This window comes from Collinsella sp. HCP28S3_G2 (assembly GCF_052065125.1).
In the GTDB taxonomy this organism is placed as follows: domain Bacteria; phylum Actinomycetota; class Coriobacteriia; order Coriobacteriales; family Coriobacteriaceae; genus Collinsella.
In genome coordinates this window covers 47480-63075 of sequence record NZ_JBQHUO010000006.1, presented here as the reverse complement: position 1 = coordinate 63075, position 15596 = coordinate 47480, and the positions used below count along the sequence as shown (strand labels likewise).

General features: G+C 59.0%; 14 protein-coding genes and 4 tRNA genes. 17 read left to right on the top strand and 1 reads right to left on the bottom strand.

Features of this window, described 5'->3' with window-relative positions:
* Positions 1 to 34: 34 nt before the first annotated feature.
* The 13 genes from ACTNB2_RS05120 (at position 35) to proC (ending at position 11951) form a co-directional block, all read left to right on the top strand.
* A complete protein-coding gene (locus ACTNB2_RS05120) occupies positions 35 to 2095 on the top strand; it encodes a hypothetical protein (protein WP_441044824.1) in 2061 nt (686 codons plus the stop codon).
* Entirely contained in the window at positions 2095 to 2571 is a 477-nt protein-coding gene (locus tag ACTNB2_RS05115; protein WP_441044825.1) for a hypothetical protein, read from the top strand. Before ACTNB2_RS05120 ends, ACTNB2_RS05115 begins: the two co-directional genes overlap by 1 nt.
* A complete protein-coding gene (locus ACTNB2_RS05110) occupies positions 2568 to 2927 on the top strand; it encodes a DUF192 domain-containing protein (RefSeq protein ID WP_441044826.1) in 360 nt (119 codons plus the stop codon). The genes ACTNB2_RS05115 and ACTNB2_RS05110 overlap by 4 nt, the downstream gene beginning before the upstream one ends.
* A gap of 158 nt (positions 2928 to 3085) precedes the next feature.
* Positions 3086 to 3158, top strand: a tRNA-Phe gene (locus ACTNB2_RS05105).
* Between the two features lie 604 nt (positions 3159 to 3762).
* Entirely contained in the window at positions 3763 to 4824 is a 1062-nt protein-coding gene (locus ACTNB2_RS05100; protein ID WP_427728410.1) for a glycoside hydrolase family 5 protein, read from the top strand.
* Positions 4825 to 4830: 6 nt separating this feature from the next.
* Complete coding sequence (gene rsmI / locus ACTNB2_RS05095; RefSeq protein WP_441044827.1) at positions 4831 to 5709, top strand: 16S rRNA (cytidine(1402)-2'-O)-methyltransferase; 879 nt, start codon at positions 4831 to 4833, stop codon at positions 5707 to 5709.
* Between the two features lie 69 nt (positions 5710 to 5778).
* The gene (gene metG, locus ACTNB2_RS05090) at positions 5779 to 7380 is read left to right on the top strand and encodes a methionine--tRNA ligase (protein WP_427728405.1); all 1602 of its coding nucleotides are present in this window, start codon (positions 5779 to 5781) and stop codon (positions 7378 to 7380) included.
* A 107-nt stretch (positions 7381 to 7487) separates the two neighbouring features.
* On the top strand, positions 7488 to 8348 hold the full coding sequence (gene rsmA, locus ACTNB2_RS05085; RefSeq protein ID WP_441031685.1) for a 16S rRNA (adenine(1518)-N(6)/adenine(1519)-N(6))-dimethyltransferase RsmA: 861 nt from the start codon (positions 7488 to 7490) through the stop codon (positions 8346 to 8348).
* A complete protein-coding gene (locus ACTNB2_RS05080) occupies positions 8338 to 9255 on the top strand; it encodes a TatD family hydrolase (protein WP_441044828.1) in 918 nt (305 codons plus the stop codon). The genes rsmA and ACTNB2_RS05080 overlap by 11 nt, the downstream gene beginning before the upstream one ends.
* 43 nt (positions 9256 to 9298) lie before the next feature.
* Positions 9299 to 9385 (top strand) — tRNA-Leu (locus ACTNB2_RS05075).
* Between the two features lie 306 nt (positions 9386 to 9691).
* A complete protein-coding gene (locus ACTNB2_RS05070; RefSeq protein ID WP_117848150.1) occupies positions 9692 to 10630 on the top strand; it encodes an SPFH domain-containing protein in 939 nt (312 codons plus the stop codon).
* Positions 10631 to 10636: 6 nt separating this feature from the next.
* The gene (gene rlmH / locus ACTNB2_RS05065; protein ID WP_370450649.1) at positions 10637 to 11107 is read left to right on the top strand and encodes a 23S rRNA (pseudouridine(1915)-N(3))-methyltransferase RlmH; all 471 of its coding nucleotides are present in this window, start codon (positions 10637 to 10639) and stop codon (positions 11105 to 11107) included.
* Positions 11108 to 11180: 73 nt separating this feature from the next.
* Positions 11181 to 11951: a pyrroline-5-carboxylate reductase gene (gene proC / locus ACTNB2_RS05060; RefSeq protein ID WP_441044829.1), complete on the top strand. Its 771-nt coding sequence runs from the start codon at positions 11181 to 11183 to the stop codon at positions 11949 to 11951.
* A gap of 156 nt (positions 11952 to 12107) precedes the next feature.
* Here the strand turns inward: proC and ACTNB2_RS05055 are convergent, their stop codons facing one another.
* On the bottom strand, positions 12108 to 12281 hold the full coding sequence (locus tag ACTNB2_RS05055) for a DUF6724 family protein (protein WP_195838594.1): 174 nt from the start codon (positions 12279 to 12281) through the stop codon (positions 12108 to 12110).
* Between the two features lie 111 nt (positions 12282 to 12392).
* Between ACTNB2_RS05055 and serS the strand changes: the two genes are divergently transcribed.
* From serS to ACTNB2_RS05035, 4 genes are all read left to right on the top strand, one after another.
* Positions 12393 to 13676: a serine--tRNA ligase gene (gene serS / locus ACTNB2_RS05050; RefSeq protein WP_441044830.1), complete on the top strand. Its 1284-nt coding sequence runs from the start codon at positions 12393 to 12395 to the stop codon at positions 13674 to 13676.
* Positions 13677 to 13849: 173 nt separating this feature from the next.
* Positions 13850 to 14227 (top strand): hypothetical protein, encoded by a 378-nt coding sequence (locus ACTNB2_RS05045; RefSeq protein ID WP_441042467.1) that lies wholly within the window; start codon positions 13850 to 13852, stop codon positions 14225 to 14227.
* Positions 14228 to 14301: 74 nt separating this feature from the next.
* A tRNA-Arg gene (locus ACTNB2_RS05040) sits at positions 14302 to 14378 on the top strand.
* 543 nt (positions 14379 to 14921) lie between these two features.
* Positions 14922 to 14998 (top strand) — tRNA-Arg (locus tag ACTNB2_RS05035).
* The last annotated feature ends 598 nt before the right edge of the window (positions 14999 to 15596 follow it).

Sequence of the window (15596 nt, the reverse complement as noted above, 5' to 3'; positions counted from 1 at the left end):
CCGGTCGAATGCCCGCCGCAAGCGGGGCGGCTTCATGGGCCGCTCCGGTATCGACTTGTTTATCGAGGACGGTGCCTACACTACGCTTTCTTCGGCGGTCGTCATACTTGTGGTGCTTACGCTGCTGTTTTCGTCGACGGCGGCGATATGGAGTATGTCGCGTGCCGGGGATACCCAGGTGGCGGCCGATAGCGGTGCTCTGGCGGGTGCCAACGTGATATCGTCCTACCATACAGCGGCCACGGTGGTGGATGCGAGCATTTTGAGCTTGGGCCTGGCGGGGTTTGCCACAATCGGCACCGGCTTGGTTGCCATGCTGGTGCCGGGTGGGAAAATAGCCGCAAGCGATATGGTCGATACCGGGATTGAGATTATTAAAACGCGCAATAGGTTTGCCAAAAGTGCGTCGGAGGGTTTGCAAAAAGTCGAAACGGCTCTGCCATATCTGGTTGCCGCGCGAGCTACGCAGGCTGTTTCGGCGCAGGATACCGATAACGTGACCTATACCGGCACAGCGCTCGCCGCGCCCAGGACATCGGAGTCGGACTTTGTTGCGCTCAAAGGGTCAGAGATCTCGACCGATGCCATCGAGAGCACCTCAAAAGACCTTGACTATGCTGCCAAGGAACTGAAGAAAGCGTCCGAGAAAACGTCAAAGGCCAAGGAACGCGCCTGGCTTGCGGACTGTGGCGGATCGGATGAGAATGCGATTGGCAAGTACTCATGTATGTGGGAGCGTGCGGGGAGCTTGGCAAAGCTATCGGGTGAACAAAACCGCCACTATACTTCGAGTATCGATTGGGAGCCGCAAATCGCCCTAAATCGTGCGAAGAACTATTACCGCCGGCGCCTGGCGAATGAAAGGCCGCTTGGTGGGGGTGTAGAGATGGAAGCGGAGTCTGTCGCGCGCAAAGCGTTTTACGCTTATGCAATCGAAGAACTCGATCACTCGTATATTAAAGATGATGGTGAAAAAATCTTATCCCAGATTCCATTCCTGCCACGCACTCCAGATGAGGTGAAGGGAACCCAGCTCTACACCGATGCCATGTGGCCTACGAGTGATATGGGTGGCAAGACATACCTGCACTATGGGACCGGATGCCCCAACTATAAGAATGGGTCGCCGGGTGGGTTGGCATCCGTCGTCGATTACGATGGCCACGATGTGTGCGAGGAGTGCCAATTTGACGTCGTTGACCTGGGTCGCGCCCTCATGCCTCCATCATTTATCGAAAACGGCTTCGAATACCACTTTGACAAGTTCAAAGACGCCCTGGAAGACTACGTCGAATGTCGCAACAAAGAGCTCGAGCTTATGCGTCAGACCGAGGACGAAGCCGATCGCGCGGGTAATGCGTTTGACCAGGCCATCAAGGCGCTTTCGGGCGAGCGGCCGCGTATCGCCCCGCCCGGCCGAAACGGCGTGGTCGCCTTTGCGGTCTCGGGCGATATGACCAGTCCCGGTAAGCTCAACTCTTCATTCAATAAGCCGGTTACGCTCGGCAGTCGCGGTGCAATCTCTGCCGCGGTCTTGGCTCCCGACAACGCGACGGCGCAAAACAACGTGCTCTCGCGGTTTTTCTCGACACTGGAAGAGCGCTCGGGCGGCGTTGCCGGCGTACTCGATGGCGTCATGGATGTTTGGGGACGCCTGCTTGTGGGATACGGAGACATCCAAGGTTCGGCCGACGAACTTATGGACGAGATGATTAAAGACCTAGGAGGGGGCAGCGGCGCGTTGGGCTCCATTGCATCGTGGCTCGGCGATACCGTTTCGGCGTCCGTGGCGGCGCTGGGTTTGGAACCGTGCGACTTGCGCCTGCGAAAGCCGGTGCTGACCGATTCCGCTAACGTCATTAAGAGTCCGGGGTCTGACATTGCCGGTCTCTCTCAAGCGCAAGACAAACTGCGAAGTATTCCGTTGGGCGTGACCGATCCCAAGGCGCTTTGCGAGGCGTTGGAATATCAAGTCGAACGCACCATTAGCGGTACGGTGTTCACACTTGCGGAGATTCCTCTGCCCGGCGGCGGCTCCATCCCGCTCACCGTCGATGTCGCCACGCTGGCGGGCGCCTTGGGCGGTGGGTCGTAATGGGCGTTGGTGCAGTCTTGTACGAGGAGCGCGCCCAGGCGACGGTCGAGATGGCAGTGGTCGCTCCCGTTTTGCTGGTGCTTGCGCTCATTGTGTACAACGTCATGGTCTTTGCCGGCGCCGTTGCGCGCTTCGATCGCGTGGTGCCCGATATCGTGCTGGCGCACGCTGTGGCGCCGGAAGGGGAGGGCGACAAGAGCTCTGTCGATGCCTCGGTGCGTGTCCAGTCCGAGATTCAGGCGGCTATGCAGGGCTATAATCTGCAGGTCGAGGTCTCGAGCGAGCAGAGCTCGGCGTCGTCTGACGGCGGCTTGCTCTCTCTGTCCGGGACGTTTAGGACCTATGCCTGCGTCATGTACTATGAGCCGTGGCCTAGATTGCTTAGCATTGCCGGCGTTTCTCTGGGGACGCCGGCGAAGCTGTCGCACGAGCGCGCGGTTACGGTCGATCCGTGGCGACCGGGGGTGGTCATGTGAGCGCCGTCTTGTCTTATATCGCCTACGCGCGTGCGCTCAATAGGCTCGGTTGGTCGCCGGCAGAGTTTATGGTGGCAGAATCGTTTGGCGCACGCTTGCGCGGCATGCTGGGCCGCGTGCCGATTACGGCTGACGGACTGCCGCTCGTCATGGCGTTTCCGTCCTGCTCTTCGGTCCACACCTGTTTTATGGCTTATCCCATCGACATTGCCTTTATTGATTGCAGCGGCAATATCCTTGCACGCTACGAAAATGTCCGCCCCTGGCGCATGTGCTCCTGTCCCGGTGCTTGGGCGGTGCTGGAACGCCCTTCAATCCTTGTATCGCCCACTGTCTTGCAACGAGTGCAGGCTTGAAGGCCCTGGGCGAAAAACTTCTTGCGGCCGGTTGATGTCTCTGACGTGCTGCTTTACAGAACCGAGGTGGTGTCCAAAAACTTTTTTCAAATTCTCGGTTGACCGGAGCGCGTCCTTGGTTATACTAATCAAGCCTTGAAACAAGGCACACCTCAAATGGCTGGGTAGCTCAGTTGGTAGAGCAGAGGACTGAAAATCCTCGTGTCAGGGGTTCGATTCCCTTCCCCGCCACCTTGAATTGACTAGGACCTCTGCAAAGAGGTCCTTTTCTTTTATGTAGCCCCCGCACGGAATCGAACCCCGCGAGGGCGCGGAGCTGAGGAAACGCGATAGCGTTTGCCAGCGTAGCTCGCAAGGCGCGCAAGCGCCGCAGCGGTCCGTCCGCGCAGCGCGCGGACGCGATTCCCTTCCCCGCCACCTTGAATTGACTAGGACCTCTGCAAAGGGGTCCTTTTCTTTTATGTGGACCCGCGGAAAACGCATCCCAGAATTACAATCCTGAGCGGGATGCGCTTTCCGCTTTAGGGGCGCTTGGGAAAATGCGACCCGGAATGACGTGAAATTACGGGACATGCTTTCCGGTTGGGCCTGCTGGCGGAAAATGCATTCCATTATTGAGCAAAAAAAACGGGATGCTCCTTCCGGCGCCTGCCTTCGGCGTGCGTGCACATCTTGGCGTACCATCTCGGGTGTGCCCGCCCAGATATTACTCCTACTTTTGCGCCACTTTGCAGACCGTTCGATCGGCTGTCCGTGTGCGCGGGTATACTCAAAACGATACTTTTCCTATGCAATACGATGCGGGTTCGCCCTGCACGATTCGAAGGGGGCCGTGATGGAGAGGATACTCGGCGTTAATCTCTCTGGCTGGTTTATTCCCGAGCCTTGGGTGACCCCGTCGCTGTACGCGGCGACAGGTGCGTCCAATGCGGCGGAACTGCAAGAAGCCATGGGCACTGCTGCCTATAACGAGCGCATGCGTCGCCATTATGAGACATTCGTAAGCGAAGATGATTTTCGCCGTATGGCGCAGATTGGTCTCAATGCCGTGCGTTTGCCGGTGCCCTGGTATGCCTTTGGCTCGCAGGAGTCCGATGCGTCCTACATTTCGGTTATCGACTACATTGACCGTGCAATTGAGTGGGCTGCCAAGTACGACATTCGCGTGCTGCTCGATCTAGCGACTGTGCCCGGTGGCCAGGGCGATTCCAACGATTCGCCCACCACGCCGGAGGCTGTTGCCGAGTGGCATTCGTCCACCAACGGTCGTCACGTTGCGCTCGACGTGCTGGAGCGTTTGGCCGATCGCTACGGCGAAGCCGAAAGCCTTCTGGGCATTGAGCTGCTGGATACGCCGCAGATGAGTGTCCGCAAGAGTCTCTTTACCATGACGGATGGCATTCCGGCGCACTACCTGCGCAACTTCTATCGCGATGCCTACGAGCTCGTCCGTTCGTATATGCCCGAGGATAAGATCGTCGTCTTCTCGTCGTCGGGACATCCCGGCGAGTGGAAGCATTTTATGCGCGGCGCCAAGTACAAGAACGTCTACATGGACCTTCACCTGTACCATTACCGCGACGAGCATGCGCTCGACATCACGAGCCCCCGCGGGCTGACGACGGCGATTTCGCGTAACAAGCGCGAGCTTAAAGAAGCGATTTCAACTGGGTTCCCCGTGCTGGTGGGCGAATGGTCGGGCGCGGCGATCTTTGCCAACTCGTCGGTTACGCCCGAGGGCCGCAATGCCTACGAGCGCGTGTTTATCGCCAATCAGCTGGCTTCGTTTGCGCCGGCTGCCGGTTGGTTCTTCCAAACGTGGAAGACCGAGAAACGCATCGCAGCATGGGACGCCCGCGCGGCGCTCGGTACGCTCGAGCGCGGCATGATTGAATAGGTTGATATGACGCAAAACAGCGCCCATACGGGCAAACTCTATGTGGTCGGAACACCCATCGGCAACCTGGGCGACCTGTCTCCGCGCGTTGGCGAGGCGTTTGCCGCCGCCGATGCGATCTGCTGCGAGGACACGCGCGTGACCTCAAAGCTACTGATGCACCTGGGCATTTCCAAGCCGCTTGTCCGTTGTGACGAGAATGTGATCGCCAGCCGCGCCGCCGGTCTGGTTGACCGCTTGCTGGCGGGGGAGACCCTTGCCTTTGCCTCGGATGCCGGCATGCCGAGCGTGTCCGATCCCGGCCAAGCGCTGGTCGAGGCGGCGCGTGAGGCCGATGTGCCCGTCGAAGTTATTCCCGGGCCCTCTGCTTGCGTCACGGCGCTCGTTTCGTCCGGCATTCCCTGCGAGCATTTTTTTTTCGAGGGCTTTTTGGGCCGAAAGCACGGCGACCGCGTGCGCCGTTTGCAGCGCCTTGCCGTGGTGCCCGGCGCACTCATCTTCTACGAGTCTCCACATCGCATCGTGGCGACGCTCGAGGCCGTGGCGGAGGTCTTTCCCCAGCGTGAGGTTGCCGTCTGCCGCGAACTCACCAAGCTGCACGAGGAGGTCTTGCGTGGGCCCGCCGCCCAGCTTGCCGAGGGGCTGCGTGCTCGCGGCGAGGTAAAGGGCGAGATTGCGCTGGTCATTGCGCCACCGAGTGAAGACGAGGAGACCGGCATTGTGCCGGTTGGCGCAGCGGCAGCGGATCCCGATGAGGCCCTGCGCGCGGATATCCGTGTCGCGCTCGAGGAGGGGGAGCCCGCCTCTGCGGTGGCCAAGCGCCTGTCTCAGAAGTATTCACGCCGCAAGCGCGATGTCTATGCCATGGTGCTCAATATGCAATAGATGGAGGATATCCAGCCCTTGCGTTAGAATCATCCCCTGTATGCAACGTTTTTCTGGAGGACAAACCCCATGGATCAAAGCAAGCCTTCGTTCTTTATCACGACGCCTATCTACTACGTCAATGCCGATCCGCATCTGGGCACGGCTTATTCCACCATCATCGCCGACGTCCAGGCTCGCTATCGCCGCTCCGCCGGCTATAACGTCAAGTTCCTGACCGGCATGGACGAGCACGGCGAGAAGGTCGCCGAGGCCGCAGCCAAGCATGGCATGACGCCGCAGGAGTGGACCGACAGCCAGGCTCCGCACTTCAAGGAGCTTTGGAGCAAACTCGAGATCTCCAACGACGACTTCATCCGCACCACCGAGCCGCGCCAGCATCATGCGGTGCAGTATCTGTGGGAGCGCATGAAGGAGTCTGGCTACCTGTATAAGGGCAGCTACGACGGTTGGTACTGTGTGCCCGACGAGACTTACTTTACCGACACGCAGGTCCAGAAGGGTGACGAGGAATACGGCAGCGTCGGCCAGCACCTGTGCCCCGACTGTCATCGTCCGCTCGAGCGCGTGCAGGAGGAGTCCTACTTCTTCAAGCTTTCCGCTTTTCAGGACAAGCTGCTCAAGCTCTATGACGAGCATCCCGATTTCGTCGAGCCTGCATTCCGCATGAACGAGGTGCGTAGCTTTGTCGAGGGCGGCCTCAACGACCTTTCCGTGAGCCGTACGAGCTTTGACTGGGGCATCCAGGTTCCGTTCGATGAGGGCCATGTGACCTATGTGTGGTTCGACGCGCTGCTCAACTACATGACGGCTGTCGGCTACGGTGTCGACACCGACGAGGCCCGTGCCGAGCTGGCCTATCGCTGGCCTGCGCAGTTCCACATTGTGGGCAAGGACATCATTCGCTTCCACTGCGTCATTTGGCCCGCTATGCTCATGGCCATTGGCGAGGCTCTGCCCGAGCACGTCTTTGCCCACGGCTTCCTGACCGTGCGCAATGCCGAGACTGGCAAGGCCGAGAAGATGTCCAAGAGCCGTGGCAACGCCATTGCCCCGCAGGATGTTATCGACATGCTGGGCGTCGAGGGTTATCGCTACTACTTTATGACCGACGTGGTCCCCGGCACCGACGGCGCTATCAGCTTCGATCGCATGGAGCAGGTCTACAACGCCGATCTCGCTAACAGCTGGGGCAACCTCATCTCGCGTTCGCTCAACATGAGCGGTAAGTACTTTGATGGTTGCGCGCCCGCCAAGCCCGCATCGTTCGATTCGTTCGATAACCCGCTGGCAAAGATCGCCGATGGCCTGGCCGAGCGCTACATGGCCAAGATGGACGTGCTCGATTACGGTGGAGCCAAAGACGAGGTTATGGAGCTCATCCACGCCGCCAACCACTACATCGAGGACTCCGAGCCCTGGGCACTTGCCAAGGACGAGGCCAAGGCCGACGAGCTGGCGTTTGTGATCTACAACCTGCTCGAGGCCATCCGCATTGCCGCTCACCTGCTGATGCCGCTCATGCCCCAGACTTCTACCGAGGCCCTGCGCCGCCTGTCGTGCGAGGACGAGGCCGCGAGCGACGACCTCAAGGGCATTTGCGCTTGGGGTCTGCTTGCCGGTGGTCAGCCCGTCGAGAAGGGTGAGCCGCTGTTCCCGCGTCTGGGTTAAGACGCCGCGCGCCATATCGGCAATCTGCTGTTTAGGTGTAAGGGCATGGCCGCAACGGTCCATGCCCTTTTGTTTCAAGACGCCGCCACCATGCTAAGGAGGCAACTATGACAACTTCGCCTTTGGCAAACCCCACGGCAACAAGGGAGCTGCTGGAGGAGTTTGGCCTTGCGACCAAGCATCGCCTGGGCCAGAACTTCCTGATCGACAACCATGTGATCGAGCGTATTTGCGAGCTTTCCGAACTTGCGGGCGATGAGCGCGTGCTCGAGGTCGGTCCGGGCGTTGGAACGCTCACGCTTGCGCTGCTTCAGGAGGCGGCGTGCGTCACGTCGATTGAGGCCGATCCCGAGCTCGAGCCGGTGCTCGATGCCCATGCCGCCGACTATGCCAACTTCCGCTTTATCATGGGCGACGCGCTCAAGGTGTGCCCGGAGCAGATTGAGCAGGCCGCGGGCGGTGAGCCGACGGTATTTGTCGCGAACTTGCCCTATAACGTGGCAGCGACGATCATTCTGCAGTTCTTCCAGACGATGCCCGCGCTCAAGCGCGCCGTCGTCATGGTTCAAAAGGAGGTTGCCGATCGCATTGCCGCAACGCCTGGCAACAAGACCTACGGCGGCTATACGGCAAAGCTCGGCCTGTATGCGCAGGTGACGGGTCGCTTTGAGGTGCCGCCGCGCTGCTTTATGCCGGCGCCGCATGTGGATTCGGCCGTCGTGCGCATCGACCGTGTCGACGGCGTAGCGCCCGAGGGGCTTGATCGCGAGTTTGTGGCCCGCGTGATTGACGCTGCGTTTGCTCAGCGTCGCAAGACCATCCGCAATTCCATGAGCGCCAACGGCTTTGCCAAGGACGTGCTCGATGCCGCCTTTGAGGCTTGCGGCATCGCACCCACCACGCGCGCCGAGACGCTTGGCGTTGCCGATTTTGTCCGTCTGGCTCAGGAGCTAATCCATGATGCCTAATGACGAGCGCGTGACGTTTACCAAGAAAAAGAAGACGGTTGCTTGCCCCGTGCCCTTGGCGCCGCTTGCCGATACGCATGCTCACTTGCTCTCGTTTTGGGGCAAGGAAGTACCCGAGACGCTTGTGCGCGCCAAGGCTGCAGGCGTCGACCTGTTGGTGACGATCTTTGATCCCATTGCCGACAAACGCAGCGTGACGGACTATAGCGACTGGCTGGTGCGCGAGATTTTGCCGATGCGGGATATTCCGCAGATAAAGTATCTCGCCGGTGTGCACCCCTATGGCGCGCCGGACTATACCGATGACATTCATGCACAGGTCGTTGCTGCGCTTGATGATCCCTTATGCGTCGGTATCGGCGAGATCGGTCTGGACTACCACATGGATTACGACGACGACATTGCGCCGGCGCCCCACAGCGTGCAGATCGACTGTATGGCACGTCAGCTCGAAGTTGCTGTGCGTCGTAACGTGCCGGTGGAGTTGCATCTGCGCCACGAGGATGCGGATGGGGAGCGCTCCTCGCATGTGGATGCGTACAACGTGCTGCGCGAGGTGGGTGTGCCTCAGGCCGGTTGCGTGCTGCACTGCTTTGGCGAGGATCGCGCCACGATGGAGCGCTTTGTGGGTTTGGGCTGTTATATCGCCTATGGCGGCGCGGCAACCTTTAAACGCAACAATGATGTGCGCGAGGCATTTGCGGCGACCCCGCTCGACCGTATTTTGTTCGAGACGGATTGCCCGTATATGGCTCCGGAGCCCATTCGCGGTCTTGAGTGTGAGCCGGCAATGATTTCCATCACGGCAAACGCGCTGGTCAACGACCGTGTCGATCGTACTGGAGAGAAAGCAGAGGCAATTGCGCAAGCTGCGTGGGACAATGCCTGCAAACTTTTTCAAAAATAGTTCTTGCGTTCACGGTGGCGCTCCGTTATTCTAATTCCTGCACGCGGGCGTGGCGGAATTGGCAGACGCGTACGGTTCAGGTCCGTATGGGGGCAACCCCATGAAGGTTCAAGTCCTTTCGCCCGCACCATTGATTGAAAGAGCTCCCAGCAATGGGAGCTTTTTTGTTATGGGCCCATCGCAGGGACTTGAACCTGCGAAGGAGCGAGCGTCAAGAAAACGCGGAGCGTTTTTAGCGAGCTGGCGAGTCCGCCGGCGGGCGGGCGAAGCCGGTGCGGATCCGCGCAGCGGATACGCGGACGTCCTTTCGCCCGCACCATTGATTGAAAGAGCTCCCAGCAATGGGAGCTTTTTTGTTATGGGCCTCCTGATGGTGTCACATGGCTGCTTTGTGCGGGTATCCTAGTGCCAACGTGTGCCCATCGGAGGAGAGACCATGCTGTTATCCGGTATTATCGCTGCCCTTACGAGCCTTCTACTTCCCATCATCATTTTGTTGCTACTGCTTCCCAACGCCTGCTATGTCGTTGAACAGCAGCATGCTGTGATCATCGAGCGCCTGGGCAAGTTTAACCGCATCGTCAACGCGGGTTTCCACATGAAGGTGCCCGTGATCGACCGCAAGGCCGCCACGGTGAGTCTGCGCACCATGAAAAACGGTTTTGGGATCGACGTTAAGACCCAGGATAACGTGACTATCGGCCTTGAGGTCTCTGCTCAGTACCACGTGAGCTATGACATGGGAGCCGGCCCGGCAGATTCGGGCATCTACAAGAGCTACTACATGCTGCAGGAGCCCGTCGACCAGATGCGCGACTTCATTACCGATGCCCTGCGCTCTTCCATCCCTGTCTATACCCTTGATGAGGTCTTTGCCAAGAAGGATGACATCGCCAAGGACGTCAACGCCACCGTATCCGAGCAGATGGCCGCCTACGGCTTTACCCTCGTGTCGACGCTCATCACCAAGATCGCGCTGCCGACCGAGGTCGAGAACTCTATGAATGACATCAACGCCGCCCAGCGTAAGCGCGCTGCTGCACAGGAGCTCGCTGAGGCCGACCGCATCAAGCGCGTTACCGAGGCGACCGCCGAGGCCGAGGCAATGGAAAAGGCGGGCGAAGGCATCGCCAACCAGCGCAAGGCCATCGCGCTGGGTATCAAGGATTCGCTCGAGATTATCCAGGAGACGGGCGTCGGCAACGATGAGGCCAACCAGCTGTTCATGTTTACGCAATGGTCCGAGATGATGACGGAGTTCGCTCGCACGGGTAAAACATCGACGGTCGTGCTGCCGAGCGACTTTTCGCAGTCGGCCTCTATGTTCGAGCAGATGCTGACCGCCGGCAAAGTTCAAAACGATTCGAAGGAGTAGGCGCGCGTGAAGTGCACCGTTGTATGCGTCGGTAAGCTCAAAGAGCGTTTTTGGAAGGATGCCTGCGCCGAGTACACCAAGCGCCTGGGCGCCTATGCCAAGGTGGATATGCGCGAGGTGGCCGATATCGACCCGGCCAAGGCGGGCGGCGTGGATGCCGCGCGCGACAAGGAGGGAGCGGCGATTCTTGCAGCCCTGCCGCCCCGAGCGCATGTGATCCTGCTGGCCATTGAGGGCAAAGAGCGCTCGAGTGAGGAACTCTCGGCGCGGCTCGATGATCTTATGTTGCGAGGCAACAGCGACATCGCCTTTGTGATTGGCGGATCGGACGGCGTGAGCGACGATGTTCGCTCACGAGCTGACGAAATGCTCAGCTTTGGACGCATTACCTTGCCGCATAACTTGGCGCGCGTGGTGCTGCTGGAGCAGGTCTACCGCGCCTGCAAGATTAGCCGTGGTGAGCCGTATCACAAATAGGTCGGCAACACGAACCAATGCCGTGGGACAATAGCTCTCGATTTGAAGAACCTGTCTGAGAGGACTATGAGATATGAAGATTGGATTTGTCGGTTTTGGCAATATGGCGAGCGCTATGGCCGATGGCTGGATTGCCGCCGGTGTGGCTGCGAGCGACATGTGTGCCTGCGCGGGCCGCTACGATGCCCTGGTTGAGCGCTGTGAGGCGCGTGGGATGCTTGCGTGTCGTGATGCGGCGGAGGTTGTCGCTGTATCCGATATCGTGGTTGCTGCGGTCAAGCCGTACATGATCGAGAAGGTCTTCGCTCCGCTCAAGGATGCTCTTGCCGATAAGGTCGTCCTTTCGGTCGCCTGGACTTGGGACAGCGCCAAGTGGGAGCAGGTCCTGCCGGGTGTCGCGCACATCTCGACGGTCCCCAATACACCGGTTTCGGTGGGCGAGGGCGTCATCGCCTGCGAGAAGTCCTCTACGCTCAACGGCGAGCAGCGTGCCGTGGTGCTCGATCTGCTCGGAAAGCTTGGCACTGTCGTTGAGCTCGATACGAGCTTGCTGTTTGTGGGCGGTACCGTGGGCGGTTGCGCCCCGGCATTTGTTGCCATGGCGATTGAGGCCCTGGGCGACGCGGCCGTCAAGCACGGCATTCCGCGCGCCGACGCCTATCGCATTGTGAGCCAGATGGTTCTGGGTACGGCGAAACTGCAGCTTGCAACTGGTCAGCATCCTGCGGCGATGAAGGATGCCGTGTGCTCGCCCGGCGGCGCAACCATCAAGGGCGTCGTCGCGCTCGAGGACGCCGGCATGCGCAGCGCCCTGGTCAAGGCCATCGACGCCACCCTTCAGTAAACCTGCCATTTAGGGACAGGTTTATTTTGGCAGGTTTTTCCTGCGGTTTTATCTCTATAGCGAAAAGCACCCCGCAACCGGGTTGATACCGGTTGCGGGGCGCTTGCGTTTGCCCAGATAAAACCGACCAAAATAAACCTGTCCCTAAATGGCAGGTTAGTCCCAGAAGCTGTCTTGATCTTCTTCGGATTTGGGCCCGCGGTCGACGTAGAGCTTATGGGTGCGCTTCTCCATTACAAAGGCAAGAATCGCAAACAGCAGGATGCCGCCGGCGAAAAGGATGGCAAAACCGGTGCGGGTGCCAAACAAAAAGGAAAAAACTGCGTCCATTGGGTGCCTTCTTGCGTAGTTGAGTTGGGTCGTAAACGCTCATAAGTATATACTTGCCCATACATGTACAAGGTTGCAACCTAAATGGAATGTATATCGCCGGAGGATCTAATGCTTGATATCAAGTTTGTTCGCGAGAACCCCGATGCCATCGATACCGCCATGGCTAACCGCCAGACGTCTTGGGATCGCGAGAAGTTCTTTGAGCTCGACGATGAGCGTCGTGCCGTCATCACCGAGGTCGAGGAGCTCCAGGCCACGCGTAATGCCGAGTCCAAGAAGATCGGCGCCCTGATGAAGGAGGGCAAGAAGGACGAGGCCGAGGCCGCCAAGGAGGCCGTGCGCGCCGTCAACGAGAAGATCGACGGTCTGGCCGAGCGCCGCACCGTTCTCGAGCAGGAGCAGTACGACTTTATGGCTCACCTGCCCAACATTCCCTGCGAGGCCACCCCGTACGGCAAGGACGAGGACGAGAACATCGAGCGCCGTCGTTGGGGCACCCCGCGTGAGTTCGACTTCGACTTTAAACCGCACTGGGATCTGGGCACCGACCTCGACATCCTCGACTTCGAGCGCGGCAACAAGCTCTCCGGTAGCCGCTTCACCGTTCTCGGTGGCGCCGGCGCCCGTCTGGAGCGCGCCCTCATCAACTTCTTCCTCGATACGCACACCAGCCGTGGTTTTAAGGAGTGGTGGCCGCCCATCGTCGTCAAGCGCCAGACCATGTTTGGCACGGGCCAGCTGCCCAAGTTCGAGGACGACGCCTATCATGTCTCGGGCGATAACTTCCTGATCCCCACCGCCGAGGTCGTGCTTACCAACCTGCACGCCGGCGAGGTTCTCGATGCCGACACCCTGCCGCGCCGCTACACCGCCTTCACCCCCTGCTTCCGCGAGGAGGCCGGCTCTGCTGGTCGCGACACCCGCGGCATCATCCGCCAGCACGAGTTCGACAAGGTCGAGATGGTCAAGTTTGCCAAGCCGGAGGAGTCCGACGAGGAGCTCGAGAGCATGACCGCCGAGGCCGAGTTCCTGCTTCAGCAGCTGGGTCTTCCGTATCGCGTGATTAGCCTGTGCACCGGCGACTTGGGCTTCTCTGCCCGTCAGACCTACGACATCGAGGTCTGGCTGCCGAGCTACAACGCCTACAAGGAGATTAGCTCCTGCTCCAACTGCGGCGACTTCCAGGCCCGCCGCGCCAACATCAAGTATCGCGATCCCGAGAACTTCAAGGGCTCGCGCTACCTGCACACCCTTAACGGTTCCGGTCTGCCGGCTGGCCGCACTATGGCCGCCATTCTGGAGAACTACCAGAACGCCGACGGTACCATTACGATCCCCGAGGTTCTGCGTCCTTACATGGGCGGCCTCGAGAAGATCGAGCCGGTCGCGTAGGTTTGCTGCATAAGCGATTTGCGGGGGCGCCCCTATCCGGGGCGCCTTTTTTGTGCGCGGAGCCTTACCATGTCGTGCGGACAGCTCAATACAAAAAACACGAACAAATGTTCTGTATACGCTCGTCTACCTGCTATGCTTTCACTAGATACAAGCAAGAGAAGGGGGATGTGATGGACCTGTTTGATGAGCGGGTAGTTTTGTTTGAGAGCGATGAAGGTGGGGAGCACCTGCTAGTTACGTGTGAGCCATCGGGTATGGGTGGCTTGGTGGTGAGGCAAACGAGTGAGGGTCCGTTGACCCAATGGTGCTTTGAGGAGTCGCCACATGTAGTTGAGACCTTTGTGACGCACGAAGGGCTTGCAACACTCGAACGGTTCTATGGAGTCGGGACTTCTAACCAGGTGGCACGCATGCTGAGTATCTCGTTTGCCGAGTATGATTGCGCCCAGCGGGTGCGCTCGCTATCGAGGGAACTCGGTGTTGGGTTCGATGTGGTTGAAAAGCCGATCGATCGTATGGGAAACGGTGATACATGCGGAGCTGCATGAGGAAAATGGTCTAGAAAAAAATCAAGATTGTGCTTGACTCCAATTAACTAAAATGGTTTCATATGTCTTGCGCTGCGGCGTTACCTCAGCTGGATAGAGGGTCTGACTACGAATCAGAACGTCATAGGTTCGAATCCTATACGCCGCACCAATCGAACTTGAAGCCTCCGGCAACGGGGGCTTTTCTTTTTTGGAAGCCATGCACGGATTCGAACCTCGGTCGAGGCGCGAGCGTAAAGAAAACGCGAAGCGTTTTTAGCGAGCGGGCGAGCGCGCCGGCAGGCGGGCGAAGCCGGTGCGGATCCGCGAAGCGGATGCGCGGAATCCTATACGCCGCACCAATTGACTTTAAAGCTCCCGGCAACGGGGGCTTTTCTTTTTTGGAAGCCATGCACGGATTCGAACCTCGGTCGAGGCGCGAGCGTAAAGAAAACGCGGAGCGTTTTTAGCGAGCGGGCGAGCGCGCCGGCAGGCGGGCGAAGCCGGTGCGGATCCGCGAAGCGGATGCGCGGAATCCTATACGCCGCACCAATCGAACTTGAAGCCTCCGGCAACGGGGGCTTTTCTTTTTTGGAAGCCATGCACGGATTCGAACCTCGGTCGAGGCGCGAGCAGCATAATCACCACATCGTAAAATTTTTTCAAATTGTCGCTTGACCCGTCGGGGCCTCGCGTGCATAATAATCCGTGCGTTGCGGCGTTACCTCAGCTGGATAGAGGGTCTGACTACGAATCAGAACGTCATAGGTTCGAATCCTATACGCCGCACCAATTGACTTTTAAGCTCCCGGCAACGGGGGCTTTTCTTTTTTGGAAGCCATGCATGGATTCGAACCTCGGTCGAGGCGCGAGCGTAAAGAAAACGCGGAGCGTTTTTAGCGAGCGGGCGAGCGCGCCGGCAGGCGGGCGAAGCCGGTGCGGATCCGCGAAGCGGATGCGCGGAATCCTATACGCCGCACCAATCGAACTTGAAGCCTCCGGCAACGGGGGCTTTTCTTTTACGCCGCCATTCGACCCCAGACGTTCGACTGGAATCGTGCGCCTCCGCCCGCGGGAGACTATTTCTTATCGACTCGTGTAAGATTCCGAGTAGATGTCGCGGTCCGTCCGCGACCACTCCTTCGCTATACGACCGATCAGGGTGATATTTCGTGGCAGAGCGTCCGACATACAAGCTCAGGTTTCTCGACCCCAAAAAGCGTTTTCCATCGATGCCAGAGCAACCCGCGGGGCGCTCGTATGGTGTTGTCTGGAAAGTTTTTGGCGAGGATCCTAAAGAGTCTTGCTACGTCGTCGAATTCGTAGGCAAAAGCCACATATCGCTTTTGGGCTACGTGAGCGTGTCAGGTGAGGTCTATAAGGTTGACGG

What these genes read in the sequence shown, in the direction of transcription:
- ACTNB2_RS05120 (WP_441044824.1), top strand. Translation starts at nt 35, where the DNA reads ATGGGCCGCTCCGGTATCGACTTGTTTATCGAGGACGGTGCCTACACT.
- ACTNB2_RS05045 (WP_441042467.1), top strand. Translation starts at nt 13,850, where the DNA reads ATGGACCTGTTTGATGAGCGGGTAGTTTTGTTTGAGAGCGATGAAGGT.
- serS (WP_441044830.1), top strand. Translation starts at nt 12,393, where the DNA reads ATGCTTGATATCAAGTTTGTTCGCGAGAACCCCGATGCCATCGATACC.
- proC (WP_441044829.1), top strand. Translation starts at nt 11,181, where the DNA reads ATGAAGATTGGATTTGTCGGTTTTGGCAATATGGCGAGCGCTATGGCC.
- ACTNB2_RS05080 (WP_441044828.1), top strand. Translation starts at nt 8,338, where the DNA reads ATGATGCCTAATGACGAGCGCGTGACGTTTACCAAGAAAAAGAAGACG.
- ACTNB2_RS05070 (WP_117848150.1), top strand. Translation starts at nt 9,692, where the DNA reads ATGCTGTTATCCGGTATTATCGCTGCCCTTACGAGCCTTCTACTTCCC.
- ACTNB2_RS05055 (WP_195838594.1), bottom strand. Translation starts at nt 12,281, where the DNA reads ATGGACGCAGTTTTTTCCTTTTTGTTTGGCACCCGCACCGGTTTTGCC.
- metG (WP_427728405.1), top strand. Translation starts at nt 5,779, where the DNA reads ATGGATCAAAGCAAGCCTTCGTTCTTTATCACGACGCCTATCTACTAC.
- rsmI (WP_441044827.1), top strand. Translation starts at nt 4,831, where the DNA reads ATGACGCAAAACAGCGCCCATACGGGCAAACTCTATGTGGTCGGAACA.
- rsmA (WP_441031685.1), top strand. Translation starts at nt 7,488, where the DNA reads ATGACAACTTCGCCTTTGGCAAACCCCACGGCAACAAGGGAGCTGCTG.
- ACTNB2_RS05100 (WP_427728410.1), top strand. Translation starts at nt 3,763, where the DNA reads ATGGAGAGGATACTCGGCGTTAATCTCTCTGGCTGGTTTATTCCCGAG.
- ACTNB2_RS05115 (WP_441044825.1), top strand. Translation starts at nt 2,095, where the DNA reads ATGGGCGTTGGTGCAGTCTTGTACGAGGAGCGCGCCCAGGCGACGGTC.